This window comes from Pseudomonas sp. R84 (assembly GCF_009834515.1).
Taxonomy (GTDB): Bacteria; Pseudomonadota; Gammaproteobacteria; order Pseudomonadales; family Pseudomonadaceae; genus Aquipseudomonas.
This window is the reverse complement of record NZ_CP019426.1, coordinates 3,085,094-3,109,151: the sequence shown is the minus strand read 5'-3', so window position 1 is coordinate 3,109,151 and position 24,058 is coordinate 3,085,094. Positions and strand designations below refer to the sequence as shown.

The window sequence follows — 24,058 nt, the reverse complement described above, 5'->3', positions numbered from 1 at the left end:
CTATCGCGAGCAGGCTCACTCCTACAGTTTTCTTCAGAGCACTATGACGAAGCAGCGCAGCACGTTACAGATTCACCTGAGGCGATAAAAACCATATCAGAGCGCGGCAGAACGCCGCAGTCAGCCATTCAATCTGATCCGCACAAATCAAAGATTCCTGAGCCTGTTTTGTTTCTGGTGGGGTTTCTACAGTGCAGCTCATGCCAGACCGGGTGGCCTGGCAAGACTTTGCAACCGTGGATGAACTGACCATGAGTACAGCAACAATCGGACAGGCTTATAACTACAAGGTCGTCCGCCAATTCGTCATCGCCACAATTTTCTGGGGTGTGGTGGGCATGGCGATGGGGGTTTTTATCGCCTCGCAACTGGTGTGGCCGGAGATGAATCTGGACCTGCCGTGGACCACTTTCGGCCGCTTGCGCCCGCTGCACACCAGCCTGGTGATTTTCGGTTTCGCCGGCAGCGCGCAATTCGCCGCCAGTTACTACGCCGTGCAGCGTACCTGCCAGGTGCGGCTGTATTCAGACAAACTCGCGGCGTTCACCTTCTGGGGCTGGCAATCGGTGATCGTGATCATGCTGATCACCCTGCCGCTGGGCTACACCACCACCAAGGAATACGCCGAAATCGAATTCTCCGGCGCGGTGTGGATGGCCGTGGTCTGGGTCGCCTACGCCATCGTGTTTTTCACCACCGTGGTGCAGCGCAAGACCAAGCATATCTACGTCGGCAACTGGTTTTTCGGCGCGTTCATTCTGGTGATCGCCATGTTGCATGTGGTCAATCACCTGTCGATTCCGGTGGACTGGTTCAAGTCCTATCCGGTGTATTCCGGGGCTACCGATGCCATGGTGCAGTGGTGGTATGGGCACAACGCGGTGGGCTTTTTCCTCACCACCGGGTTCCTCGGGATGATGTATTACTTCGTGCCGAAACAGGTCAATCGGCCGGTGTATTCGTATCGTTTGTCGATCGTGCATTTCTGGGCGCTGATCACCCTGTACATCTGGGCCGGCCCGCACCATTTGCACTACACCGCGCTGCCGGACTGGGCGCAGTCACTGGGCATGGCCATGTCACTGATCCTGCTCGCGCCGAGCTGGGGCGGGATGATCAACGGCATGATGACCTTGTCCGGGGCCTGGCATAAGTTGCGCACCGACCCGATTTTGCGCTTTCTGGTGCTGTCGCTGGCGTTCTACGGTATGTCGACGTTTGAAGGACCGATGATGGCGATCAAAACGGTCAATGCCCTCTCCCACTACACCGACTGGACCATCGGCCACGTCCACGCCGGCGCCTTGGGCTGGGTGGCGATGATCACCTTCGGTGCGACTTATCACATGGTGCCCAAAGTGTTTGGCCGCGAGCAGATGTACAGCACGCCGCTGATCAACCTGCACTTCTGGCTGGCGACCATCGGCACGGTGTTGTACATCGCCTCGATGTGGGTCAACGGCATCACCCAGGGCCTGATGTGGCGGGCGATCAACGAGGACGGCACGCTGACCTATTCGTTTGTCGAAGCGCTGCAGGCCAGTCACCCGGGGTTCATCGTGCGCTTTGCTGGCGGGGTGTTTTTCCTCACGGGTATGTTGCTGATGGCTTACAACGTGTGGCGCACGGTGCGGGTGGCGGACGTTGCACTGGCGCACCGCGAAGCGCAGATCGCCTGAGGCAGGGAGCCGAATGTGATGGATATTTTTTTCAATGTGTTGGGCGTGGTGTTTCTGTGGCTGGCGGTGGAGTACTGCTTGCGGCGGGAGACGGCGGACAGTCTGGATGAAGCGAGCATGGTGCCGTTTGCCGATGACCCGGAGGTCGCTCGGCGGGTTGAGCTGGCCACTGGCAAGACAGTGAAAGCGGTGGCGCCTGAAGTAGCGAAGCCGGGGTGGGTCAATCTCGATATGTGAGGGTGTCAGGTGGGCTGCCCTCACCCTAGCCCTCTCCCAGAGGGAGAGGGAACTGACCGAGTGGTTTATGCGAACTACATCGACCTGAAATATCTAAGGTGAATGCAATCTCAAAAACGATGAAGATCGGCCCCCTTTCCCCCTCGCCCCCTTGGGGGAGAGGGCTGGGGTGAGGGGGTAAGCTCTTGATCTTAACTACGATCCCGAGGGATCAGGCTCTGCAACTGCTGGGCGAGGAAGTTGGCATCAAAGGCAAACGTATCCGGATCCTTCAAACCATTGGTCTTGCGCCACTGCCACTCACCATTCGCCAGTCCCACCAACGAAATGCTGCCATAACGCGCCGCCGTCAGCCCCATCACCGCAAGCGAAATCTGCCCCGCACTGCCCATCACATCCGGCACGAACTCCACCGGCTTGCCGGCAATCACAATACTCAGTTTCTCGGTCTTGAAGGTCGAGGTCTCCACCGGGTTGCTCGGCCCGAACGCGACATACGCCTCACGACTCACCTCCAGCAGATTCGGTGTCTGCACCGGCTCCAGCCATTGCTGAATATCACCGAACAACGCGGTAATCCGTGTAGCCCAAGCCGCCGATTGCGTCTCGAACAGTTGCTTCTTGTGCGCTTCACTCTCGGCGTAATGACGAAGCATCTCGCCCAGTTGTTGTACGTCGTCCATAGCGGTGTTCCTCGGAAAGGAGCTGCAAAGGTCGATAGTGGCAGATACCAGCCTCTGCGTACGTTTAACCTGCAGCATGCCCGATGAAGCACCATGACACTTGCGTGAAAGATCGGCAGTACAGTCACTTGTTACTGGCATCGAACGCTGAACAAAAGGAAACTCCGCGCAAACCTGAACGTTCGACACTGTCATATGCCTGAGGACATCCAATGCGCACCATCGGCCTGATCGGCGGCATGAGCTGGGAATCCAGCGCCGAATACTATCGACTCATCAATCAGCAAGTCCGTGATCGTCTCGGCCCGTTGCGCTCGGCACAATTGCTGATGTACAGCGTCGACTTCGGCCCTGTCGAACAGGCCCAGCACGCCGGGCGCTGGGACGATGCCGCCGCCATTCTGGTGGACGCCGCGCGCAGGCTCGAAGCCGGCGGCGCCGAATGCGTGGTGCTGTGTACCAACACCATGCACAAGGTTGCCGAACAGATTCAGGCGGCGATCAGCATTCCGTTCCTGCACATTGCCGAACCGGCCGCGCAGGCTGCCCTGTCGATCGACGCACGCACGGTGGGATTGCTCGGTACGGCATTCACGATGGAGCAGGACTTTCTCAAGCAACGCTTGGTCGCCAAGGGTTTGACCGTATTGGTGCCGGACGAAACAGAGCGCAAGGACGTGCACCGGATCATCTACGACGAACTCTGCGTCGGTGTGATCAGCGATCAGTCGCGAGAAATCTATCAGCGGGTGATCGAATCCCTCACCGCGCGCGGCGCGCAGGCGATCATCCTCGGCTGCACGGAAATCGGCCTGTTGCTCAAACCCGAACACAGCGCCCTGCCCCTGCTCGACACCACCGAGCTGCATGCGCAGTCGGCGGTGGCCTTCGCTTTGGGCGAGTGAGTCAGGTTTTCGGACGACTGCGCAGACGGGCCATGCTCAGGGTGTCGACCCACTGCCCGTCGCGCACCGCGTAATCGCGAAACAGGCCTTCGGTCTCGAAACCGAATTTGCGGTAGAGCGCGATGGCGGCCTCATTGTCGGCGTAAACCGAGAGTTCGACGCGGTGCAGGTTCATCCAGTTGTCGGCGATATCCAGCGCCGCCGCCAACAATCTCGAACCGACGCCTTTGCCCTGCCACGCCACAGCGACTGCCATACCGACGCTGCCGGCGTGGCTGCGACGAATCCGTGAATAGTTTTCCAGCCCCAGATGGCCGATGACCTGCCCCTGATGCAGCGCGACCAGCTTCAACACCCGTTCATTTTCCGCCAGCAGCCGTTGGCGCCAGACGTCGACGGACTGAAACGGCATCTGCAACACCTGCCGGGTGACGGCCCGCTCGTTGTAGAGCGCAGTGACAGCCTCGAGGTGCGACTCGCTGAAGCGTTCGATGTGAATGGCGGCGTTGTGGTCGGGCATGACGGATCCTTCCTGGATCGATGTGTGGCTGACCACTCTAAACCGCCAAACACGACATCAGCCATAGGTAAATACTTGTAGGAGTGAGCCTGCTCGCGATAGCGGTGTGTCAGTCAATATTGATCAATCTGACAGAAGGCTATCGCGAGCAGGCTCACTCCTACAGGGGAATGTGGGCACAGGAGGATTGCGTCAGGGCTGGAACCATTCGTGGCGTTCGTTGAAGGTGTGGTGGATGAGGTCGGTCAGGGTTTGGACTTCGCTGATATTTTGTGAGTCCGCGTTGACCGCCAGCCATGCCTGCAATTGCATGGGCTCGGCGAACAATCCGGGCAGCGCGATCAGGCCCCGATCAAAGCGGCTCATATACGCCGGTAATAAACCGATGCACGCGCTGCAACGAATCATCTCCAGCATCAATTCATAAGACTGCATCTGCACCACCCCGGCCAAGCGCTGTTCAACCAGTTCATTCCATGGGCGAAAGCTGTCGATCTGCCGATCATGTTGCCATTGCACCAGCATGAAATCGGCAAGGTCATCAGGGGTGTCCGGCCGCGCGGTGACGCGGGAGTAGCGTTTGGCGATGTGCGGCAGGTAGTCGAGACGCGCCAGCGGTTGCGGTTCGCTGGTGGCAAAGGTCGGTCCCGGGTGTGGGGTTTCGCCGTTGGCCAGCCAGAGGACGATGTCGGCGCTGACCGCGCGCAGGGACAGTTCACTGTCCAGCGCGATGATTTCCAGACGTACGCTGGCATTGCGGCGCAGCAGTGCGATGAGGTCGCGGCCGAGGATGTCGTGCAGGATCGATTCGGCGACGGCGAGGCGAATCAGCGGTTGTTCGATCACCGGGAGTTTGCGTTCGTTGGCCAGCGCTATCAGTTTGGCCTGCAATTGCTGGCCTTCGCGGGTCAGGCTCAAGGCGCTGCCTTGAAAGCTGAACAGCGTGTGCTGAAGCTCTTGCTCAAGCTGCGCCAGTTGTTTGCGCAGCAAGGTCGAGCGTACGTTGAGGCTGCGTGCGGCTTGCATGAAGCAACCGCAGCGGGCGCTGACCAGGAAGTATTGGGCGACGTCGGCGTCGATGGTGGCGGCGTGTGCGAGCCACGGTTCGCTGTTGTCCTGTGGCCAGCGGTAATCGCTGGTGCCCGGTCGTCCTGCGGGTTCGGTGAATGACATCGATGACTCCCTGTCGATCTTTGTATTTGTCTTAACGCAGCTCCCTGTAGGAGTGAGCCTGCTCGCGATAGCGTCCGGTCAGTTGACATTGACTAACCTGACCCACCGCTATCGCGAGCAGGCTCACTCCTACAGGGGGTTTGTGGTGTAGGTGAGATTAGTGTTTTTCCTCGAGGACTTTGTTGAGTTCGGCGCCATCGATGCTCAGTGTTGCGGTGTTGAGCATGCCGTCGAGATAAGCCTGGGCAATCTGCTCCTGGCGCTGCGCACGCAAGGCCTGGGTCAGTTGATCGCGCAGTTCATCGAGGGTCGCGGTGCGTGCCGGTTGTTGCTCGGTGAGTTTGATCACATGGAAACCGGCCGCGCTTTGTACAGGATCGGAAACCGCACCGAACTTGAGCCGCGCCACGGCACCACGCACCTCAGGCACCAGTTGCTGCAACGGTTGAAGGCCGGTATCGCCACCGCGTTCAGCGGTGACGCGATCCTGCGAATACTGAGTCGCCAGCGCGGCAAACTCCGCTGGCGTCGCCTGCGCTTTCTTGCTCAGGTCAAGCGCCTGCTTGCGCACCGATTCAAGATTCTGCGGATCATTCACCCCAAGGAAAATCTGACTGACCCGATACAACGCCGGTGTCTGCCAGCTTGCCTTGCCCGCGTCATAAGCCTGCTGCAATTCCGCCGCACTTGGATAATCCGCCGGCACCTGGCTGACCGAACGCAAGTAATCACGGAACACAATCTGCTCAGTCGCCGCACGGGTCTGCCGGGCCACGTCCGGGCGCTGCGCCCAGCCTTGGGCATCGGCCTGCTCCAGCACCGCTTTCTCGGCCAGCCGCGTGCGAATCCAGCGCTCCAGCACTTCTCGATTACCACTCAATTGTTCGCGGGTCTCTGGCGGGACTGTCGCCAGCAACGTCTGAAGTTCCGCAGGGCTTACCTGCTGATTACCCAACCGCGCCACCGCCGGCCCCGTTGCAACCACCGCCACAGACGACGATTGCTGGGCGGCGACCGGGTCACTGCCCGGCCGCACCACCAGCGCCACGGCCACCACCAACAGCGCCACTGCCGCAGCGCTGATCACCATGGCAGGCTTTTTCACAGCGCGACTTCCTCTTGCTCGGCCACGGCGACTTTCGCGGTAGATGCTTGCGCGGCTTGAGTGAAATCACGCAGATAAACGATGAACTCCTGCAACAGGCGATCCCACAATTCGAGGTTGCCACGCACGTGCTCGTTGCTCACGCCCGCCGCCACCACCACGTCCATTTCCATCACCAGAAACTCGCCCTGCAACGACAACCGCGCAAAACGGCGCGTGGCGTTCCACTGCTCGGCCACACCCTGTGGCAACTCACCCTGCACCCGCAGCGCACAGCTGAAAGTGAAATCGACGTAGCTGCCCTGCTCCACCGCCGGGTTGCCGAAACGCACGGCGTAGCCGATGCCCTGACTGGCGCTGAGCAATTGAACAATACCGTTCTGCTCGGTTTCGTTGACGCGATAACCCGCAGCTTGCAGGACTTCGGTCAGAGATTTTGGCGATACGTGGCTGATCAATTGAGTCATTGTTTCTTCCTTGTCTATCAGTGCGAGAGCGCAGCTTGCGGCGCGTCGAATTGAGTCTTGTAGAGCTCGTCACCGAACCCCTGAGCCAGTTCATCGAACTTGACCCGGGCACTGCCCGCAAAGGGTTGGCGGATCTTCATCACCTCGGCCACATCGATGTTTTCGTAGGCAGTGAGGATCTGCTTGGCGACGCCGTACATCTGCTGATTCTTGACTGAACATTGCTGCACTTGTGTGTCACGTTCAGCCAATTGCGCTTGAAGCTTAGACCGTTCTGCCTCTTTGGCACGCGCCATGACCAGCAACTCGTCATAGGCCTTTTTGAACTTGCCGGTCTGCTCGGCGCTGGCTGCCACTTGTGCCTGCGCCTGGCTGTGCAGGCTCTGTTGCTGCCCGGCGAGCTGTTCGGCAACGCCTTTGGCCTTGGCCAGTTCGGCAGTCAATTGCTTGATTTGCGCCTGCGCAGCCTTGGCCTCGTTCTGCGCCGCCAGTTGCGCGGCGCTGGCCTGGGCCTGCTGACTTTGCAGGGCCTGCAACTGTTGCGTGGTGCTGCGCAATTGCGTGCGCAGGCGTTCTTCCATGCCTTCGGCATGCGCTCCAGTGGCGATCAAAAGCCCGAGCCCGAGCCACACAAATCGCGTTTTCATAACCCTCTCCCGGCGCCTTAGAAGCGCGTGTTGATCTCAAGCTGCAAGACGTCGATGTCGAACGGCGCGCCGTACACCGCTTCGGTGCTCATCCAGCGCCCGGTGGCATAAACGTTCTTCGCCAGACCGTAGTTGCCGCCAATGAAATAGCCCTTGGCGTTGGTGCCGCCGAGGTGGAACGACGAGTCGTTGAAGCCGTCCGGCAAGGCGTCGGGCTGGATGTATTTGTAACCAGCGAACATGTTCCAGTCGCCCTGCTTTTTCAGGTCCAGCGCGCTGCCGAGGGTGAACTGCACCATCCACGCATTGGCGCCGCTTTCGATGTCGCCGTTGTTGTCGAGGTTGTTGACGATCTGCCCGGCCGAACGCTTGCGCATGTCGCCTTCGTCGTAGGCGAGGTTGTGGATATAGTTGCCCTGGCTACGCAGTTTGAAATCTTCCGGCAGATCGGCGTCCCAGACCACGTTCAAGTCCAGCAGATTGAATTCCGAAGCAAGGCCAACGAACTGCGGCTGCGGCGTGGTGGTCGGGTTGAGCGGGTTCGGCGTGATGTCGCGCAGCAGGAACACGCTGTTGCCCTTCTGCATGAACGCTGCGCGGCTGCCATCGCTGTCGCAACCCGGTGCGCCGGCCCACGGTTCGCAAGGGCTGGAGCGCTGGCCTTGAATGTCGTCGAAGCGGTAGTAAGCCAGTGCGCCTTTCAAGCGGTTGTTGCTGTTGATCGCCCACTTGGCGCCGATCTGCGCGCCGTACAGCCACTTGTTGTCGCTCTCTTCCTTGTCAAAGCCGTTGCTGCTGGCGGTGTCGTTGGTGTAGTCCACCGGGAACGCACCGACGGTGCCGAACACGCCCCAATCGCGGTTGAGCTTGTGGTCGAAAATCGCTGCCACGCCGTCGAAATTCAAGTCGTTGGAATAGAGCATGTCGGTGGACATGAACGGGTTGGCGAAGCGCCCGCCGGTCAGGGTCAGCTCATCCGTAGGCTTCCAGTTCAGGTAGCCCTGATCGAGCCAGATGTCCTTCTTGGCGAAACCGCCACCGAGGTTTTGCGTGGTCGACACCGGGTTGTTGTCCGAACCGGTGCCGATACGAATACCGGCGGTCCATTGCGGCGAGATCTCGGCTTTCATGCCCAACCGTGCACGAATGCGGAATTGATTGGTGCGGTCTTCGCGGGTGTTGAGCAATGGCGGCAGACTGGTGCTGCTGTTGGGGTTTACGTCGTACGGGCCGTTATTGTTGAGCTTGGCGAAGTCGACGATCTCGTTGCTGTTGCTGTCCGAGTAGTAGCGCGATTCGTTGCGCAAGCGAATGTCGCCGTCGAAACTGATGCGCGCAGCCCATTCCGGGAAGCTGTTGGGCGCGGCCCAGTTTTCCTGTTTGGCGGTAGCCATGACTTCGGCTTTGACCTGATCGCGAATCTGGTCACGCACCGCTGCCGGTACGTATTGCACACGGACATCGCCCGGTGCCGCCACTGGCCCGGCCGCCACGGCGGTGGATGTCGCTGCTTGTTTAGCCTGGGCCGCTTCGTTCTGCGCCTGAGCGATAAGCGCGTCGGCCTTGTCCTGTTTCAGAATGCCCTGCTCGACCAGCAAGCGGATCAGATTGATCGTGGCGTTCTCCGAGGGCGCGGGCGCTGCCACGGCCTGACCGACCAGGGTCGCAATGACCATGCCGACCGCCAGGGACAATCGATTCACGTTGGAAATCATCTGCACACAACTCCTTTTGGCAAAGCGTAAATAAGTGAATTAACCCGGACGCCGCCCTTGCAGGGACAGGCGCACAGGCAAAGTGATGGAGGCCGGTGGCCGTTCGCTCAGTGCCGGCGCGCCACGCAGCGCGGCCAACACTTGCGTATCAATCTCGGGGTTGCCGCTGGACTTGATCAGCTCGACCCGGGTGATCTCGCCAACGCTGCTCAGCCAGACATCGGCCTGCAGCGAGAACGCGAGGTTGCGCAGTTCAGGGTTCTCACGGAGCAAACGCTGGAAGGTGAACGCCAGAAACTGGCTGTATGTCCCCGTACCCAGACGCCCGCCGCCAGCCCCGGCCATGCCGCCGCCCTTGCCCGCGCCGATATTGAAAGCGTCGTTGCCGCTTTGAGCATCACCGTCCATTTGCATCGGGTTGGCCAGATCGTCGGCCGGCGATGGCGGCGCTTCTTCCTCGGGCTTGACCTCTTCTGGCTCGGGCGTTGGCTCCGGCTCGACGACTTTTTCTTCCACCGGGGTTTCCGGTTCCGGCGGTTTTTCTGGCGGCGGTGGTGGCGGTGGCGGCAATGGAATGATCGTCGGCACCTTCGGCGCTTCGCGGCGGATGCCACTCATGTCGTTGGCCCACTGCCACAAAAACCACGCAGCGAGCGCGCCGATGAGCAAGCCGGCGCCCCACTTCGCATAACGCAGCGCTGGTTTTTTCACCGGCAACGGCTCGATCGGGAGTTGTGCGGTCATGACTCAGCCCTGACTCGGTTTGCCGGTGACGAGACCGACCTGGGACAGTTCGAGCCGGCGCAACAGATCCAGCACTTCGATGACTTTCTGGTATTGCACCGTCGCGTCGCCGCGCACGATTACCGGGAAATCCGGACTCTGCGCCTTCTCGATGCGCAGGCGTTCTTCCAGTTCAGCCAGGGTCACCGGGTAAGCGTCGAGGAACACCTGGCCGCCGTCGTTGACCGAAATCGCCTTGGTCTTGGCCTCGGACAGCGACACCGAAGCGCTGGCCTTGGGCAGGTTGATCTGGATCCCCGAGACCTGCGCGGTGGCGGTGAGGATGAACATCACCAGCACCACCATCAGCACGTCGACCAGCGGGGTGATGTTGATGCTGTCTACCGCTGCATCTTCGTCATCATCGTGGGAGGCATTTACGGACGCCATGTCAGTGCTCCTCAGGCCGGTACGGAGTGGTTGGCGTGATGGCCGCGATGCGACGACTCACTGAACTGGCTCTCGCCGTGCATCTCTGCCAGACGGGTGATGAACTCATCGACGAACACGCGCATGTCGGCGCTGACTTCCTTGTTGCGGGTGATCAGGCGGTTGTAGCCAAACAGCGCCGGGATCGCGACGAACAGGCCCATCGCCGTGGCCAACAACGCGGCAGCCATACCCGGCGCAATGGCGTTGATGTTGACGTCGCCGGCCATTGCCGTGCCGAGGAACACCACCATGATCCCCAGCACGGTGCCGAGCAGGCCGATGTATGGGCCGCCGGCGATGGCGTTGGACAGGGTCGAGAGTTTCGAACTCAATTGCTGGTTTTCACGGGTGCGCACGCCGTCCATCGAGCAGCGGATGGCTTCTATGGTGGCCGCTGACACCGAGGAGGTATCGGCGCCCTGCTCGCGGCGGGTGCGGATCTCCTTCACCGCCACCAGATACAGGCGCCACAGCGACGAATGCTGCAAACGCTGGGCGAGTTGGGCGTCGTCGGCGAACATCTCCAGACGCGTGCCAACCTTGGCGAACTGCACGCGGAAGTCTTCGTTGGCGGCAGACACGCGGCTGAGGCTGCGGTTCTTGCGCAGCATGATGATCCACGACTGGAACATCATCAGCACCAGCACGGCGATGATCACCCAGGCGTCGATTGGCACCGCATTGAGCAGGAAGCCGAGGCTGCCGAAACCGAAACCGGACTGTTCTTCGTCGACACCGTAAGCGACCAGTTTCGACTCGGCACCTTGCGAGGTAGCGTCGGCCAGCAACAGCGCTGCCGGGCGCGAAACCTTCGACAGGCGCAATTCATCGATAGCGCCCACAAACGGCTGGAACGGGCCTTCGTGCACGTCAGCGCCGATGGCCATGACCGAGTTGAATGCCGGCATCGCCAGAGCAAGCGTGGCCGCTTCGCGACCGTTGATGAACAGGGTCACTTTGGAACCTTCAGCGGTCAGCGCGACATGCTGCCATTGGCCCGGATTCAGCGCTTGTGTGGCGACGGCACGTTGACCGTCGATTTCAACAAACGGCACACCTTGGTTGGCACCGATCAGCAGGCTATTGGCGCCTTCACGACGGGCGAGAATCAGTTGCTCGCCACTGGCCTGATCAAGTCGCAGCCAGGCACTGAAGGTGAATGCGCTACCAGCGTTGTGTTGCAGCGAAGGACTTGCCGGCAGCAGCAACGGCTGGCCGCTGAACTGCAAGGCGCGCCCGACGACGCCGTCAATCGCCGCGCCGGTCGCGCTTTGTGCGGTATTGCCGTAGGCGGTGGTGTCTTTGGCCGGAGTGCCGGTGGCACCGTCGAAGTGATACAGCGCGGTGTAATTCGGGTCGAAGGTCAGTTGGCCGTTGCCGGTCGCCGGAGCCTTTTGATTGCCGTAGTACATCCAGATGTCCTGGCGCTGACCGCCCTCGACATTCGGCACATCGACCCAGATCAGCGCCATGCCCATCAGTGCGTCGAAGCTTTCGATCTGGTGGTTGAGCACGGTCTTGTCATCGGCAGCGACGAAGCGCAGATCCGCGCCGTCCTCCTTCACGCCATCGAAGGTGAAGTTGCCAGTGTGCAGGCGCACCAATAACGCGGTGCGGCCGAGGGCCTGATTGATCGCCGCGCCTTGTGGCGTGGTGTCGACGGCGATCTGTTTGCGGTAATGCCAGTCGTCCTGCCACCAGGCCTGAGCCGTGGCCGGGAGCACGAAGCCCAGGCAGATCAACAACGAAAGGAAGAGGCGCTGCATGAACGTGCTCCTTGTTAGAAAGTGGCTTGAAGGTTGAAGTGCAGGCGCGATTCCTGTTTCGAGGTGTTCGGCCCTTCGAGTAGCGGGTAGCCCCAGTCGAGGCTGCCGGACAGCCATTTGCTCAGGCTGGCGCGGGTGCCGAGGCCGACGCTGGCCAGGGCGTAATGGGCGTCCTGATCCGGCAGTTCGTCGCGCAGGTAAAGCTGCGCGCCTTCGGCGAAGGCATAGAAACGCCAGTCCTGCATCCACGTGCCGGCGTACTTGGCCAGCGACGGCGAGCGCACTTCCTGGCTGAGCAGCAAGCCGTCATCGCCGGTGCGTTCGGCGGCCAGATAGCCACGCACCGAGGTCGCGCCGCCGGCGGAGAATTGTTCGTTGGAAACCAGCGGCCCGGACGCGAGCTGGAACGCGGCTTTGCTTGCGCTCTGCCAGTCGCTGTCGAAGGTCCAGGTGTAATTGGTGTCGCCCTTGAGCACGGCGAAACTCGGTTTGGCGCGGTAGCGTTTGTAGTCGAAATCTTCGTCGGAGCTGCCGTAGCCGAAAATGCTGCGAGTGGCGGCGACCAGACTCAGGCCGAGGCCGAGCTGGCTCTTCTCGGTGTAGCGATAGCCGTTGTAGGCGAAGGTGAACGGCGCGTATTGCAGCGGGACTTTGTCGCTATCACCGGACAGGGTCAGGCGTTCGTCGAAGTCCTTGAAGTCGATGCCGGCCGACAGCGAGTTCGACCAGTTGCCGCTGGAGGGCAGCGTATAAATCGCCGAGACGCCATAGGAATGGCCCTTGCCCAACACGTTGCTGCCGCCGATGGTGGCGACGTTGCTGTCGGACTGGTAACCGGAGAACTGCACGCTCCAGCGCTCGGTCAGCGGCGCGGTGTAGGAGCCGGACCAGACCTTGGCGTTGTCGGTTTCCTGCGGCGCGGTGAAGTACGTCAGCGAGATGCTATGGCCAAGTTGCCAGAGGTTGTTGTAGCCAAGGCTGGTGACAGTGCGCAGCTTTTCCGTGTCGGCGCTGTAGTCGTTGTTGAGGCCAACGCTCGCGGTCCACGGGTTCTGGTCTTCGACCTGCAGATCGACGTCCATGGTGCCGGGGCGCTGACCTTCGCGCACCAGCGGCATGACTTGCCGGCCCGGGGTTTTGTTGAGTTGTGCGAGTTCGCCTTGAACCTTGGCGAAGTCCGGCACCTCGCCTTCCTTCAGCGCCGGGACGTCGTCGCGAATATCCAGCGGCGAATAGTGTTTGGCGCCGACCACACGTACCCGGCCGACCTTGGTTTCGCTGACTTGCAGATAGACGATACCGTCGGCGACGGCTTGCTCCGGCAGCTCGACGAACACCGACTGATAACCGCGTTGCTGATAGGCCTTTTGCAACGCGTCCCGAGCGCCTTCGATATCCGTGAGGGCTTTTTGCGGGCCGAGGAACGGGTACACCGCTTCTTCAATCGCCCGCGCATCGAGCACGGTGTTGCCGCGCACGAAGTATTCGTTGACGTCGACCAGACGCTGCGCTGCGGTGTTTTGCGCAGCCTCTTCGGCCAACGCCGGCTGCACGCCCGCCGTCACCAGCAGCCAGCCCCACAGCGCCAGCCGTGACTTGAAAATCGGTTCCACACTACCCCCTGAATTCGCGATGACCTGTTGGCGTTTCGAACGCCGCGTGTATGGCGTCAATTGCTGGCTGTCGAGGCGCAGGCGTGTTTGCCCAGCCACGTGTGCAAAAGCGCGAAGTTCAGCGAGAACTCGGGCATTTGCAGCAGCGCGCCGCAGAACACTTCGCCGATGATTTTTTGAATAAGCAGCACCGCGCGCGGCTCGTTGAGCAGCGTGGCGATGTCGCGACTGAGGGCGTTGAAGCTCCAGACTTTCTGGTTCAGGCCAAGACCGACGAACCAGCGGAACAACAGGTTGTAATTGAGCTGTTCATACAGTTGCTGCTCGCTGGGCACCGAATACAGCAGTTGCAGGAGCAGGATGTGCATCACCGTTTGCGCGGGAATCAGCATGCCCGGCTCGGCATTGAGGTCGTGCAGGAGGTCGCGGTGGGCATCGAGCAGGTCGTCGATCTGCGGGCGCAGCAACACCAGCGAATGGCCCGGCGGAATGTAGCTCGACACCTCTTTCAAGGCGCCCTGCCAGTCATCCTGCGAGACGATCCAGACCCACGGCGCGCCGTAGCGATACACCGAAACCGGCTTCTTGCGCGCGGCTTCGACGATCTTCGACAGGCGTTGATCGAGTTCCTGCATGCCCACTTTCGAGTAGCGTTCCATAGTCCCCATTGCCTCACTCCCGGCGTCCCGCCTCGGCTTGTGAAAAGCGCCCCGTTGGGCCCCTCAAGCGCGTTACATAGGCATGACCGGACTGGCGATGTGCTACCGAACTTTTGTCATAAAAGCTTCATTACGGCGTATGGGTGTACACACATCCGATGTAGGAGTGAGCCTGCTCGCGATAGCGGTGTGTCAGCCAAAGAAATATCAACTGACAGGACGCTATCGCGAGCAGGCTCACTCCTACAGGGGATTTGTGGTGATTTTGGGTCAGGTGTAGACGGGCCAGGTGTCGACGATTTTGCCACCGCGCACGGCGAGCAGATCGCCGAATTGCAGCAGTACGGCCTCGGTCTGGGTCGGGCGCAGGAAGACTTGATCTTCGATGGTCAGGCCCACGGCATTGGAACCGTTGACCATCTCCTGATTAGAACTGCGACCGTAGACGCTGTTGCTCTGTAAACCCTTCGGCGATTCGAACTCGGCCATCCAGTTGCCGCCATAGATGAAGAAGGTCTGACGCTGATTCTGATCCCACCACGAGAACAGCTTCGACTTGTCATCCAATGCAGGAATGTTCACCGCGCCAGTGCTTTTCAACACGGGCGTGGCGATGTAGGTCGCGGGGACATGTTCGGTGAGCGATGGCAAATCGTAGTGCGTCGGTTTGAGCATCGCCGTGCCCACCGACACTTCCGTGCTGAGTTTTTCGTTTTCGTGAATGCGATAACTCGGGCTGCCGGCGGTGTTCAGGCACAAGCCGTCGTGCCACAACGCGGGGAACTGCTGCCGGGTGAAATCGACGCAACGCTGATAAATCACCATGACCTTGGCGAACAACTCTTCCGGCGAGCCGAGAATCCCCGGCACGCCCATACCCACGAACGGGTCATAGCCCATGAACCCGGCGAATTCCAGATGCTGGGGGTTGGCGCTGATCAACGTGAGCATCTGCCCCAGCGCATTCACATCACTGACGCCGCCGCGATGCAGGCCGACATCCAGCTCGATGTTGATGCGCATCCGTGTGCCCATTCCTTGAGCCAGCGCAAGGTATTGCTGCAAACGTTCGGGGCCGTCGAGCAGCCATTGCAGTTGCTTTGCGGGATCAAACGGGCCTTTGTGGGTTTGGTAGAACAGCTCTGCCGAGCGCACCGGCAATGGCTTGCCGAGCAGAATGTCGGACTGCGGAAAAACCTGCGCATCGTGATTGAGAAACGGCTGATGAAACGACATCAGCTTTTGCGTGCCGGCACGTTGCGCGATGTAGCTCAACAGCCCCGGCGAAGGCAGCGACTTCTCCACCAGCCGCAGGTGTTTGCCCCCGCGTTTGACCGACTGCATCACCACATCGATGTTGTGATCGAGGCGATACAGATCGATCAACAGCACCGGGCGCATCGGGCCTTTTTCCTTTAACTCTTTGTTCAGTGCGCGGAAATATTCGCTGTACGGCGCGCCTCGATCGCCCGGTCGCAGCCATGCTCCAGCCCCCACCAGCAACGCACCGACACCCAGCGTACCCAGTAGAAAATTGCGCCGATTGACCGCCATCAGCTCACCCCCAAAATCGACGACAAATGCGCATTGAGAAACCGCCCGCTCGGATCCAGCGCCTGGCGCACGTCGACAAACTCGCGCCAGCGCGGATACAGCGGTTGCAGGTTTTTTGCGTTGAGCGAGTGCAACTTGCCCCAGTGCGGACGCCCGTTGTACTTCCAGAAGATCGGTTCGACCGCCGCAAAGAAGTTGTGATGATCCATCTGATAATGCTGGTGCACCGAGATCGAACAGCTGTCGCGACCTTCGAACATGCTCAGCGGAATATCGTCAGCTTTGACGTAGCGGTACTCAATCGGAAACCAGGTGCGCAGATCCTTGTCCTGAATCAGCTTGAGAATCTCGCGCAGGCACGCCGGGCCGTGTTCGGCGGGCACCGAGTATTCCATCTCATTGAAACGCACCGTGCGCACATTGGCATAGATGTCGAACGAGTCACCGACGCGGTCATCGAAACTGGCCAGATGACGCAAGTTGTTGAGCAGCGTGCGGCGCAGGTCAGGGAAGTCGCTGCCGTACTTGTCGATCTTCTCGATCAGGGTGACGAACTCGTTGCCACCCTCCTCTTCAGGCGGGATCGGCGGTGTAGCCGGGTCATCGGTTTCGTTGAGGGCAATGGACAAGGCGTAGTCGGAATGGGTGACGACGAGCATTTCCCAGTGCTGGTTTTCTCGGGTGTTCTTGTCGAGGTCTTCGAGCAGTTCTTCGGTCTTGGCGATCCACTGGCGTTCGTGCAGGCGATAGGCCGGGCGGTTTTGCAGGCGGATTTTAGTGGCGACACCGAGTGCACCGAGGGAGACGCGGGCGGCGTTGAGTACTTCGGGGTGCCGTTGGCTGTCGCAGTCGAGCACCTCGCCATTGGCGGTCACCAGTTGCATGCCGCAGACGTGGGCCGAGTAGGACTGGAAGTTTTTGCCGGTGCCGTGGGTCGACGTGGCAATGGCTCCGGCGAGGGTCTGGTAATCGATGTCGGCCATGTTCTGCAAACCTTGGCCGATGTCTTTCAGCGGCTGGCCCATGCGTGACATCGGTGTGCCGGCGGCGAATTCGGCTTGCAGGGTTTTTGCGTCGTGGTCGAGCAAGCCGTTGAAATAGCTCAGCGACAACAGCGTGCCGTCGGTGGGCACCAAGGCGCTAAACGAGTGCGCCGAGCCGACCGGGCGGATCTTGCCTTGCGCCTGCTGGATAGCGGCCACCAGCTCATCAAGATTCTTCGGCGCCAGTCGCGCCGCCGGCAGGCAACTCTGCCCGCCCGACCAGTTGCGCCACGGAATCAAGCGCGGCGCACGCAGCAATTGACCCAATGCCGGACAGCTCGCCAACGCACTGAACGCGCCGACAATACTTGTCCGTTGCAACAACTGACGCCGTGTCAGATCCATCGTCATGCCGGGCACCTTATTGAGGGAGGGGCTGGTCGGCCATGAAGCCGATCAACTGCAGGAATTGTTCTTCCGAGCACTCGACACACTGGCCCATCGGTGGCATGCCGTTGTAGCCGTTGATGGCGTGGTCGAGCAGTGTGTCGGTGCCTTGCTGGACGCGTGGCTCCCAGGCTTTGCGATCACCGGTCAGTGGTGCGTTGGCGGCGGGGTTGGCGTGGCAGAGTTGGCAGCTGTTGGCGTAGATCTGCGCCAGTGCCGGGTCTTTCGGCGTGGCGTTGCTATTGACGCTGGCCGGGGGGTTGGGGGCTTCGCCGCAACCGGGCAGAGCCAGGGCCAACACCAGCAGTAGAGTGAGTCGGATTGCCCGCATAACGGCCTCGCTTATTGTTGTGCTCACACCTTAAGGCAGCAACTGCAACGGGTTGAGGGCATTGCAGGCCAGAGAGGGGGCATCCGGGGACATGACCTCCCATGCAGGAGTTGCCGAAGGCTGCGATCTTTTGATCTTGACCTTCCAAAAGCAAAATCAAAAGATCGCAGCCTTCGGCAGCTCCTACAGGGTTTTCGGTGGGAATCACCGCTCTGCTGTGCGCCTTTGCGTGACATTCGGGTGACATTTGCGGGTTTAAATTTCGGCGCATTCAGGCGTATAACCTGTAGAGACTTTTTTGATCTGCATGCGGACATCAACACGGGGTAGCGACATGACCACAGCAAACATCCTTGGCAACCTGTTCCCTTCTGTCAGCGACATCCCGGAAAAATACCGCCTCGACGGTCAGGTCGAGCAACGCGAATATCTGGTAGACGGCCAGTTGCGCCGCTGGGACGGCCCGCTCGCCACCGTGCGCAGCCCGGTCTACCTGAAAGGTGACAACGGTGACGAACAAGTCATCCTCGGCAGCACGCCGCTGCTCGATGCTGACACCGCCCTCACCGCCCTCGACGCCGCCGTCCGCGCCTACGACCGTGGCCAGGGCCTGTGGCCGACCATGCGCGTAGCCGAACGTATTCAGCACGTCGAAGCCTTCCTCGGCCGCATGCGCCAACAGCGCGATGCCGTGGTGAAGCTGCTGATGTGGGAAATCGGCAAGAACCTCAAGGACTCGGAAAAAGAGTTTGATCGCACCTGCGACTACATCGTCGACACCATCAATGCGCTCAAGGAACTCGACCGCCGCTCCAGCCGTTTCGAACTGGAACAGGACACACTCGGGCAGATCCGCCGCGTGCCGCTCGGCGTCGCCCTGTGCATGGGCCCTTACAACTATCCGCTGAACGAAACCTTTACCACGCTGATCCCGGCGCTGATCATGGGCAACACCGTGGTGTTCAAACCGGCCAAGCTCGGCGTGCTGCTGATTCGTCCTCTGCTGGAAGCGTTCCGCGACAGCTTCCCCACCGGCGTGATCAACGTGATCTACGGCAGCGGCCGGGAAACCGTCAGCGCCTTGATGGCCAGCGGCAAGATCGACATCTTCGCCTTTATCGGCACCAACAAGGCCGCCAGCGACCTGAAGAAACTGCACCCGAAACCTCACCGCTTGCGTGCTGCGCTGGGTCTGGATGCGAAAAACCCGGGCATCGTTTTGCCGGAAGTCGATCTCGACAATGCCGTCAGCGAAGCGGTGACCGGTTCACTGTCGTTCAACGGTCAGCGCTGCACAGCACTGAAAATCCTCTTCGTGCATGAAGATGTCGTCGACAGCTTCATCGAGAAATTCAACACCAAACTGGCCACGCTGAAACCGGGCATGCCGTGGGACAGCGGCGTGTCGCTGACGCCATTGCCGGAGTCGGGCAAGGTCGATTATCTGCACGGTCTGGTTGCCGATGCGCGCAGCAAGGGTGCCGAAGTGGTCAACCCGAATGGCGGCGAATCACGCGAGTCGTTCTTCTACCCAGCGGTGCTGTACCCGGTGAACCCGCAAATGCGCGTCTATCAGGAAGAGCAATTCGGCCCAGTCGTGCCGATCGTGCCGTACCGTCATCTCGATACCGTGATCGACTATGTACTGGAGTCGGACTTCGGTCAGCAGTTGAGCATTTTCGGCACCAACCCGGTGGCGGTCGGCCGTCTGGTCGACACCTTTGCCAACCAGGTCGGGCGGATCAACCTCAACGCACAATGCCAGCGCGGCCCGGATACTTACCCGTTCAACGGCCGCAAGAATTCCGCGGAAGGTACGCTCTCGGTACACGATGCGTTGCGCGTGTTCTCGATCCGTACGCTGGTGGCGACCAAATTCCAGGACAGCAACAAGGACCTGATCAGCGAAATCATTCGCGGGCGTGATTCGAGCTTCCTGACCACCGATTACATCTTCTGATCAACTGTCACGCGGATCTGAATAAGCAAAAAGGCGACGGCAACCGCTTCTGATCCAAAGTCGCCAAGCGCCCGGCAAATCAGTGGCTACACTGATGCCAGCACTGTGCTGGATGCCGGGAGCTTGACCATGCTGGATTACTTTGCGCTAGGGGTTTTGGTGTTTGCCGGGCTCGTACTGTTTTACGGGATCATCGTGTTGCACGACATTCCCTATGAGATTGCCGTCCATCGTAAACACCCGCATCAGGATGCGATCCATGCCACTGGCTGGGTCAGTCTGTTCACGCTGCATGCGCTCTGGCCTTTCCTGTGGATCTGGGCGATGGCCTATCGAGAAGATCGCGGCTGGGGATTCGGTGACGGCAAATCCGTGCAAAACCATGTCGTTCGCCTGGAGCAACAGGTGGTCGAACTGCAAGGACGCCTCGAACGACTCGAAGCGCTGAATGCCACTGCTCCCCACAACGGGGAGGGCTGAACACCATGGATCTGCTCCTTGTCCTGACTTACGCCGCGATCTGCGTCGCAGTGTTCAAGATCTTCCGTATCCCGCTGAACAAATGGACGGTGCCCACCGCCGTACTGGGCGGCATCCTGATGATCGGCGCCCTGATTTTCACCATGAACTACAACCATCCCTACTCCGAGGTGGCGCGCACTTACTTCGTTTCCGTGCCGGTGATTCCCATCGTCAGTGGCCAGGTAATCGACGTGCCGGTGAAGGGGAACGAGCCGCTGGAAAAAGGCGACGTGCTGTTTCGCATCGACCCCACACCGTTTCAAAACCGGGTGAAATCGCTCAAGGCGCAATTGATCGCCGCCAAGGGTGATCGTTATCGCATCACCGAACTGATCCGCCGTAATTTCGGCACCCAACGCGAACTGGATGCGGCCATCGCCCGCACCGATGATCTGCAGGCGCAACTCGACAACGCCCAGTTCGAGCTGGACAACACCACCGTTCGCGCGCCAAGCAAAGGCTTCGTCACCCATGTTTCGCTGCGGCCGGGGATGATGGCGAGCAAGTTGCCGTTGCGCCCGTCGATGGTGTTCATTCCCGAGGAAGGCCAATATTTTGCTGCGTGGATGCGCCAGAACAGCCTGCTGCGCCTGACCGTCGGTGATGAGGCGGAAGTCGCGTTCGACGGCATTCCCGGCAAGGTGTTCGCCGGCCGGGTGAAAAACGTCATCGGGGTGATTGCCGAAGGTCAGGTGCAACCGTCCGGCACTTTGATCGGCTATACCGGTTCGCCGCCGGCCGGGCGTGTGCCGGTGATCATCGAAATTACCGATCCGGAATTCGCCCAGTACAGCAAGCTGATGCCGGGCGGTGCTTACGGGCAGGCCGCGTTGTACAGTCAGCACTTCCACCACATTGGCACGATGCGCAAAATCCTCCTGCGTATGGCAGCATGGATGAATTACATTTTCCCTTTCCATTGACCCGAAGCCCAATCACGAGAGGCCCGCACTGAGTACTTACAGCACCCATCGACTTCCGCCCTTGCTGCGCCGTGTCTTGCGTCCGTTGCTTGATCCTTATCGACGTTACCGGCACGCGCGGCTGATTCATGCGGTGCGCGTGGCCCTCGGGTTGCTGGCAACGATCCTGCTGACCACCGGCATCAACCTGCCCCACGGCGAATGGGCATCAGTGACCATGCTGGTGGTGATCGGTGGTTTGCAGCACCACGGCAACATCGGTAAAAAAGCCGCCGAACGCGCCACCGGCACCTTGATCGGTGCTGGCGTCGGCTTGCTGCTGGTGGCGCAGCAGGCGTGGCTCGGCATGCCGTGGCTGACGTATTTTGCGATGGCGGTGGTCTGCGGTTTCTTCTCTTATCACGCCATTGGCAAGGGTGGTTATACCGCCCTGCTCTCGGCGATCACCGTGTTCATTGTCGCCGGGCATGGCGACAACCCGATCACCGATGGTTTGTGGCGCGGCGTCGACATCCTCATCGGCATCGCCCTCGCTCTGGCCTTCTCTTTCGCCCTGCCGCTCTACGCGGTGTATTCGTGGCGCTACAACCTCGCCGATGCTTTGCGCGATTGCGCCACGGTGTATGGGCGGATCATCGGCGGACAGCCGGTAAGCGCCGACGAGCATTTGAAGTTGATGGGACGACTCGGCGCGGTAATGGTGCAGTTGCGCTCGCTGATGCCGTCGGTGTCCAAGGAAGTGAAGATATCCATGACCGAACTCGACGCGATCCAGCGCAATCTGCGCATGTGCATCAGCACGCTGGAGATCCTCGGCAACATCCGACCGGATGCCAACGATCCAGAAGCCATGGCGCATCTGCAATCAGCGCTGAAGGCCGAGCACCGGCAGATTCGCGTGCAACTGATCGGTATGGCCCGGGCGCTGAAAACCGGCGCTTCGCAACGCCTGGACAAGCCGCTCGAGTTGCCGGAAGCCAACCTCGATGCGCCGGTTTACAGCGCGCTGGATGGCTACCGACTGTTGACCCGGCAACTGGCGTCGAATATCGGCGAGATGCGCCAGCGCTTGGCGAAAACCGCAGCGCACTGGAACATCTGAGGGTTACTGCGCGGCCAGTCGCCGGCTCTTCAGGCCCCAGCCCTGCTGCATGCCGGCAGCGGCCAGCAGGATCGCCGCGACACCGATCCATTGCAGGATTTCCAGGCGATGGCCGAACGCAAACCAGTCAACGAAGATCGCCGCAATCGGGTAGATGAACGACAGTGCGCCGGTCAACGCGGTCGGCAACTTCTGGATCGCGCCGTACAGCAGCACATACATCACACCGGTGTGGACGATGCCCAATGTGACCAGACTGGCCCAGGCACTCGGCGCTTGCGGCAATGCGCTGAAATGCGCAAACGGCGCCAGCAACAAAATCCCGGTGCAGACTTGAATCAATGCAATCAGATGCGGTGGCGTGCCGGTCAGGCGTTTGATGATCAGCGCGGCAATGGCATAGAGAAACGCCGCACCCAACGCCAATGCAATGCCCATCAGATAGTCGTTGCCGCTCTCGCCCTGAGTGCCGTGGGCACTGACGATTGCCAGCATGCCCATGAACGAAATCGCCAGCCAGAACAGCTTCTGCAAAGTGATTTTTTCGCCCAGAAACAGCGCTGCCAAACCGACCAGCATGAACGGCTGGACGTTGTACACCGCTGTGCCGATGGCGATCGAAGCGCGGGAATACGAAGCAAACAACAGCACCCAGTTACCGACAATCGCCATCCCGCTGAGCACTGCGAGCAAAAATGTGGTGCGGGTCAGAATGCCTGGGCGCAAAAAGCCGAAAGCGGCACAGATCAACAACAAGGTGCCGGCACCGAACACGCAGCGCCAGAACACCACGTCGAGCACCGGTTGCCCGGAGACCAGCACGAACCAGCCGATCGTCCCGGAAATCAGCATGGCAGCGGTCATTTCAAATGAGCCGCGACGGATTGTATTGTCCATCTTCAATCTCCTGTCTTTGTGACAAAAGTATGCCAAGCAAACCCGCAGGCGCTCCAGCGCAAAAAGCAGGCTAAACTCGGTATCTGCCTTTTTTATCGTGGGTGGTTTTCACCAATTGCCTAATGCTGGAGTTTTTCATGACTGACGATATTGATCAGATCCTCATCGGCGCATTGATGGAGGATTCGCGGCGCTCGCTCAAAGCCTTGGCGCAAATCAGCGGATTGTCGTCGCCGAGCGTGGCTGAACGCTTGCGGCGGTTGGAAGAACGCGGTGTGCTCAAGGGCTACACCGTCGAGATCGATCCGAAGTGTTTTGGTTATCAATTGCAGGCCATCGTCCGGGTGCGTCCGCTGCCGGGGCAGTTACAGGAAGTCGAACGGCAGATCCTGTCGATTCCCGAATTCACCGAGTGCGACAAGGTGACGGGCGAAGACTGCTTTATCGCGCGCCTGCATGTGCGCTCGATGGAACAGCTCGACACCCTGCTCGACCGCCTCAATACCTTGGCCGAAACCAACACTGCAATCGTCAAGAAGACCCCGGTCAAGCGCCGCTTGCCACCGATGGCCTAAGTGCATTTGCTGCACGTTCAGCGTAGATTGAGGTTTTTCCGGCGAAGGATTGGCGGTATGAAAGTTCAGGCAATGATGCTGAGCGCATTAATGTTAAGTGGTTGCGGGACAGTGCAAACGGTCATGCGCGACGACCAGGTCGCCGTGGACGATTTGAGATCGAACAAATCCTATTGCGGGGCGGTGCCGAGGATCTACAGCGGTGTGATGTATGACTTTTGTAGCCTGCATGCGCCGATAGACGAAGGTAACAAGTACAACGCCGCCCTGCCCGGTTGGGCGATTGATGCTGTGGCGTCCGGGGTGCTCGACACGTTGTTGTTGCCTTACACCATTTACAAACAGCAGACTGACGGCAGCATCGTGATCAACTGAAAAAG

Annotated in this window: 24 protein-coding genes and 1 pseudogene; 9 read left to right on the top strand and 16 right to left on the bottom strand. The window is 60.1% G+C overall.

Annotation, left to right across the window (positions count from 1 at the left end; all coding sequences use genetic code 11):
- The first annotated feature begins 251 nt into the window (after nucleotides 1-251).
- Together ccoN and PspR84_RS13815 are read left to right on the top strand one after the other, a co-directional pair.
- Complete coding sequence (gene ccoN, locus PspR84_RS13820; RefSeq protein WP_095119025.1) at nucleotides 252-1,679, top strand: cytochrome-c oxidase, cbb3-type subunit I; 1,428 nt, start codon at nucleotides 252-254, stop codon at nucleotides 1,677-1,679.
- 18 nt (nucleotides 1,680-1,697) lie between these two features.
- Nucleotides 1,698-1,916 carry a CcoQ/FixQ family Cbb3-type cytochrome c oxidase assembly chaperone gene (locus tag PspR84_RS13815; protein ID WP_102898951.1) on the top strand — a complete coding sequence of 73 codons (219 nt, stop codon included), beginning with the start codon at nucleotides 1,698-1,700 and terminating at the stop codon, nucleotides 1,914-1,916.
- 191 nt (nucleotides 1,917-2,107) lie between these two features.
- Here the strand turns inward: PspR84_RS13815 and PspR84_RS13810 are convergent, their stop codons facing one another.
- On the bottom strand, nucleotides 2,108-2,599 hold the full coding sequence (locus tag PspR84_RS13810; RefSeq protein WP_160057686.1) for a hypothetical protein: 492 nt from the start codon (nucleotides 2,597-2,599) through the stop codon (nucleotides 2,108-2,110).
- Nucleotides 2,600-2,811: 212 nt separating this feature from the next.
- Here PspR84_RS13810 and PspR84_RS13805 point away from each other — a divergent pair, with 212 nt between their 5' ends.
- Nucleotides 2,812-3,504 carry an aspartate/glutamate racemase family protein gene (locus PspR84_RS13805; RefSeq protein ID WP_160057685.1) on the top strand — a complete coding sequence of 231 codons (693 nt, stop codon included), beginning with the start codon at nucleotides 2,812-2,814 and terminating at the stop codon, nucleotides 3,502-3,504.
- Between the two features lies 1 nt (nucleotide 3,505).
- Here PspR84_RS13805 and PspR84_RS13800 read toward each other — a convergent pair whose 3' ends face one another.
- The 14 genes and pseudogenes from PspR84_RS13800 to PspR84_RS13735 all read right to left on the bottom strand — a co-directional run bounded on the left by PspR84_RS13800 (nucleotide 3,506) and on the right by PspR84_RS13735 (nucleotide 17,699).
- Complete coding sequence (locus tag PspR84_RS13800; RefSeq protein WP_160057684.1) at nucleotides 3,506-4,024, bottom strand: GNAT family N-acetyltransferase; 519 nt, start codon at nucleotides 4,022-4,024, stop codon at nucleotides 3,506-3,508.
- A 192-nt stretch (nucleotides 4,025-4,216) separates the two neighbouring features.
- The gene (locus PspR84_RS13795) at nucleotides 4,217-5,197 is read right to left on the bottom strand and encodes a LysR family transcriptional regulator (protein ID WP_160057683.1); all 981 of its coding nucleotides are present in this window, start codon (nucleotides 5,195-5,197) and stop codon (nucleotides 4,217-4,219) included.
- Between the two features lie 157 nt (nucleotides 5,198-5,354).
- A complete protein-coding gene (locus PspR84_RS13790) occupies nucleotides 5,355-6,302 on the bottom strand; it encodes a peptidylprolyl isomerase (protein WP_160057682.1) in 948 nt (315 codons plus the stop codon).
- A complete protein-coding gene (locus tag PspR84_RS13785) occupies nucleotides 6,299-6,769 on the bottom strand; it encodes a YbjN domain-containing protein (protein WP_160057681.1) in 471 nt (156 codons plus the stop codon). The genes PspR84_RS13790 and PspR84_RS13785 overlap by 4 nt, the downstream gene beginning before the upstream one ends.
- Nucleotides 6,770-6,786: 17 nt before the next feature.
- Complete coding sequence (locus PspR84_RS13780) at nucleotides 6,787-7,416, bottom strand: DNA repair protein (RefSeq protein ID WP_160057680.1); 630 nt, start codon at nucleotides 7,414-7,416, stop codon at nucleotides 6,787-6,789.
- Nucleotides 7,417-7,433: 17 nt separating this feature from the next.
- Nucleotides 7,434-9,131, bottom strand: a complete 1,698-nt coding sequence (locus tag PspR84_RS13775; protein WP_160057679.1) for a putative porin — start codon at nucleotides 9,129-9,131, stop codon at nucleotides 7,434-7,436.
- A 39-nt stretch (nucleotides 9,132-9,170) separates the two neighbouring features.
- On the bottom strand, nucleotides 9,171-9,875 hold the full coding sequence (locus PspR84_RS13770; protein ID WP_034156521.1) for an energy transducer TonB: 705 nt from the start codon (nucleotides 9,873-9,875) through the stop codon (nucleotides 9,171-9,173).
- A 3-nt stretch (nucleotides 9,876-9,878) separates the two neighbouring features.
- Nucleotides 9,879-10,304, bottom strand: coding sequence for a biopolymer transporter ExbD (locus PspR84_RS13765; RefSeq protein ID WP_007915482.1), 426 nt, complete (start codon nucleotides 10,302-10,304; stop codon nucleotides 9,879-9,881).
- 11 nt (nucleotides 10,305-10,315) lie between these two features.
- Nucleotides 10,316-12,112 (bottom strand): MotA/TolQ/ExbB proton channel family protein, encoded by a 1,797-nt coding sequence (locus PspR84_RS13760; RefSeq protein WP_160057678.1) that lies wholly within the window; start codon nucleotides 12,110-12,112, stop codon nucleotides 10,316-10,318.
- 14 nt (nucleotides 12,113-12,126) lie between these two features.
- Entirely contained in the window at nucleotides 12,127-13,725 is a 1,599-nt protein-coding gene (locus PspR84_RS13755) for a ShlB/FhaC/HecB family hemolysin secretion/activation protein (RefSeq protein WP_160057677.1), read from the bottom strand.
- A gap of 56 nt (nucleotides 13,726-13,781) precedes the next feature.
- A pseudogene (locus PspR84_RS29790) lies at nucleotides 13,782-14,111 on the bottom strand (transposase); the annotation flags it as partial.
- Between the two features lie 543 nt (nucleotides 14,112-14,654).
- Nucleotides 14,655-15,863, bottom strand: a complete 1,209-nt coding sequence (locus tag PspR84_RS13745; protein WP_174244509.1) for a DSD1 family PLP-dependent enzyme — start codon at nucleotides 15,861-15,863, stop codon at nucleotides 14,655-14,657.
- Between the two features lie 74 nt (nucleotides 15,864-15,937).
- Nucleotides 15,938-17,266 (bottom strand): D-arabinono-1,4-lactone oxidase, encoded by a 1,329-nt coding sequence (locus tag PspR84_RS13740; RefSeq protein WP_174244508.1) that lies wholly within the window; start codon nucleotides 17,264-17,266, stop codon nucleotides 15,938-15,940.
- Nucleotides 17,267-17,342: 76 nt separating this feature from the next.
- Nucleotides 17,343-17,699: a c-type cytochrome gene (locus PspR84_RS13735; protein WP_160057674.1), complete on the bottom strand. Its 357-nt coding sequence runs from the start codon at nucleotides 17,697-17,699 to the stop codon at nucleotides 17,343-17,345.
- 334 nt (nucleotides 17,700-18,033) lie between these two features.
- On the opposite strand from PspR84_RS13735, the gene PspR84_RS13730 reads away from it, so the two are divergent.
- From PspR84_RS13730 to PspR84_RS13715, 4 genes are all read left to right on the top strand, one after another.
- Nucleotides 18,034-19,659: an NADP-dependent glyceraldehyde-3-phosphate dehydrogenase gene (locus tag PspR84_RS13730; RefSeq protein ID WP_160057673.1), complete on the top strand. Its 1,626-nt coding sequence runs from the start codon at nucleotides 18,034-18,036 to the stop codon at nucleotides 19,657-19,659.
- 129 nt (nucleotides 19,660-19,788) lie between these two features.
- Entirely contained in the window at nucleotides 19,789-20,139 is a 351-nt protein-coding gene (locus PspR84_RS13725) for a DUF3302 domain-containing protein (RefSeq protein WP_160057672.1), read from the top strand.
- 5 nt (nucleotides 20,140-20,144) lie between these two features.
- Entirely contained in the window at nucleotides 20,145-21,104 is a 960-nt protein-coding gene (locus tag PspR84_RS13720; RefSeq protein ID WP_160057671.1) for an HlyD family secretion protein, read from the top strand.
- A gap of 61 nt (nucleotides 21,105-21,165) precedes the next feature.
- On the top strand, nucleotides 21,166-22,206 hold the full coding sequence (locus PspR84_RS13715; RefSeq protein WP_174244449.1) for an FUSC family protein: 1,041 nt from the start codon (nucleotides 21,166-21,168) through the stop codon (nucleotides 22,204-22,206).
- 3 nt (nucleotides 22,207-22,209) lie between these two features.
- On the opposite strand, the gene PspR84_RS13710 is transcribed toward PspR84_RS13715, so the two are convergent.
- On the bottom strand, nucleotides 22,210-23,103 hold the full coding sequence (locus PspR84_RS13710; RefSeq protein WP_160057670.1) for a DMT family transporter: 894 nt from the start codon (nucleotides 23,101-23,103) through the stop codon (nucleotides 22,210-22,212).
- A 137-nt stretch (nucleotides 23,104-23,240) separates the two neighbouring features.
- On the opposite strand from PspR84_RS13710, the gene PspR84_RS13705 reads away from it, so the two are divergent.
- Nucleotides 23,241-23,678, top strand: a complete 438-nt coding sequence (locus PspR84_RS13705; protein ID WP_064381847.1) for an Lrp/AsnC family transcriptional regulator — start codon at nucleotides 23,241-23,243, stop codon at nucleotides 23,676-23,678.
- 57 nt (nucleotides 23,679-23,735) lie between these two features.
- Nucleotides 23,736-24,053, top strand: coding sequence for a YceK/YidQ family lipoprotein (locus PspR84_RS13700; RefSeq protein WP_160057669.1), 318 nt, complete (start codon nucleotides 23,736-23,738; stop codon nucleotides 24,051-24,053).
- The last annotated feature ends 5 nt before the right edge of the window (nucleotides 24,054-24,058 follow it).

What these genes read in the sequence shown, in the direction of transcription:
- PspR84_RS13780 (WP_160057680.1), bottom strand. Translation starts at nt 7,416, where the DNA reads ATGAAAACGCGATTTGTGTGGCTCGGGCTCGGGCTTTTGATCGCCACT.
- PspR84_RS13815 (WP_102898951.1), top strand. Translation starts at nt 1,698, where the DNA reads ATGGATATTTTTTTCAATGTGTTGGGCGTGGTGTTTCTGTGGCTGGCG.
- PspR84_RS13805 (WP_160057685.1), top strand. Translation starts at nt 2,812, where the DNA reads ATGCGCACCATCGGCCTGATCGGCGGCATGAGCTGGGAATCCAGCGCC.
- PspR84_RS13720 (WP_160057671.1), top strand. Translation starts at nt 20,145, where the DNA reads ATGGATCTGCTCCTTGTCCTGACTTACGCCGCGATCTGCGTCGCAGTG.
- PspR84_RS13795 (WP_160057683.1), bottom strand. Translation starts at nt 5,197, where the DNA reads ATGTCATTCACCGAACCCGCAGGACGACCGGGCACCAGCGATTACCGC.
- PspR84_RS13760 (WP_160057678.1), bottom strand. Translation starts at nt 12,112, where the DNA reads ATGCAGCGCCTCTTCCTTTCGTTGTTGATCTGCCTGGGCTTCGTGCTC.
- PspR84_RS13735 (WP_160057674.1), bottom strand. Translation starts at nt 17,699, where the DNA reads ATGCGGGCAATCCGACTCACTCTACTGCTGGTGTTGGCCCTGGCTCTG.
- PspR84_RS13725 (WP_160057672.1), top strand. Translation starts at nt 19,789, where the DNA reads ATGCTGGATTACTTTGCGCTAGGGGTTTTGGTGTTTGCCGGGCTCGTA.
- PspR84_RS13710 (WP_160057670.1), bottom strand. Translation starts at nt 23,103, where the DNA reads ATGGACAATACAATCCGTCGCGGCTCATTTGAAATGACCGCTGCCATG.
- PspR84_RS13705 (WP_064381847.1), top strand. Translation starts at nt 23,241, where the DNA reads ATGACTGACGATATTGATCAGATCCTCATCGGCGCATTGATGGAGGAT.
- PspR84_RS13800 (WP_160057684.1), bottom strand. Translation starts at nt 4,024, where the DNA reads ATGCCCGACCACAACGCCGCCATTCACATCGAACGCTTCAGCGAGTCG.
- PspR84_RS13775 (WP_160057679.1), bottom strand. Translation starts at nt 9,131, where the DNA reads ATGATTTCCAACGTGAATCGATTGTCCCTGGCGGTCGGCATGGTCATT.
- PspR84_RS13765 (WP_007915482.1), bottom strand. Translation starts at nt 10,304, where the DNA reads ATGGCGTCCGTAAATGCCTCCCACGATGATGACGAAGATGCAGCGGTA.
- PspR84_RS13810 (WP_160057686.1), bottom strand. Translation starts at nt 2,599, where the DNA reads ATGGACGACGTACAACAACTGGGCGAGATGCTTCGTCATTACGCCGAG.
- PspR84_RS13770 (WP_034156521.1), bottom strand. Translation starts at nt 9,875, where the DNA reads ATGACCGCACAACTCCCGATCGAGCCGTTGCCGGTGAAAAAACCAGCG.
- ccoN (WP_095119025.1), top strand. Translation starts at nt 252, where the DNA reads ATGAGTACAGCAACAATCGGACAGGCTTATAACTACAAGGTCGTCCGC.
- PspR84_RS13730 (WP_160057673.1), top strand. Translation starts at nt 18,034, where the DNA reads ATGACCACAGCAAACATCCTTGGCAACCTGTTCCCTTCTGTCAGCGAC.
- PspR84_RS13785 (WP_160057681.1), bottom strand. Translation starts at nt 6,769, where the DNA reads ATGACTCAATTGATCAGCCACGTATCGCCAAAATCTCTGACCGAAGTC.
- PspR84_RS13700 (WP_160057669.1), top strand. Translation starts at nt 23,736, where the DNA reads ATGAAAGTTCAGGCAATGATGCTGAGCGCATTAATGTTAAGTGGTTGC.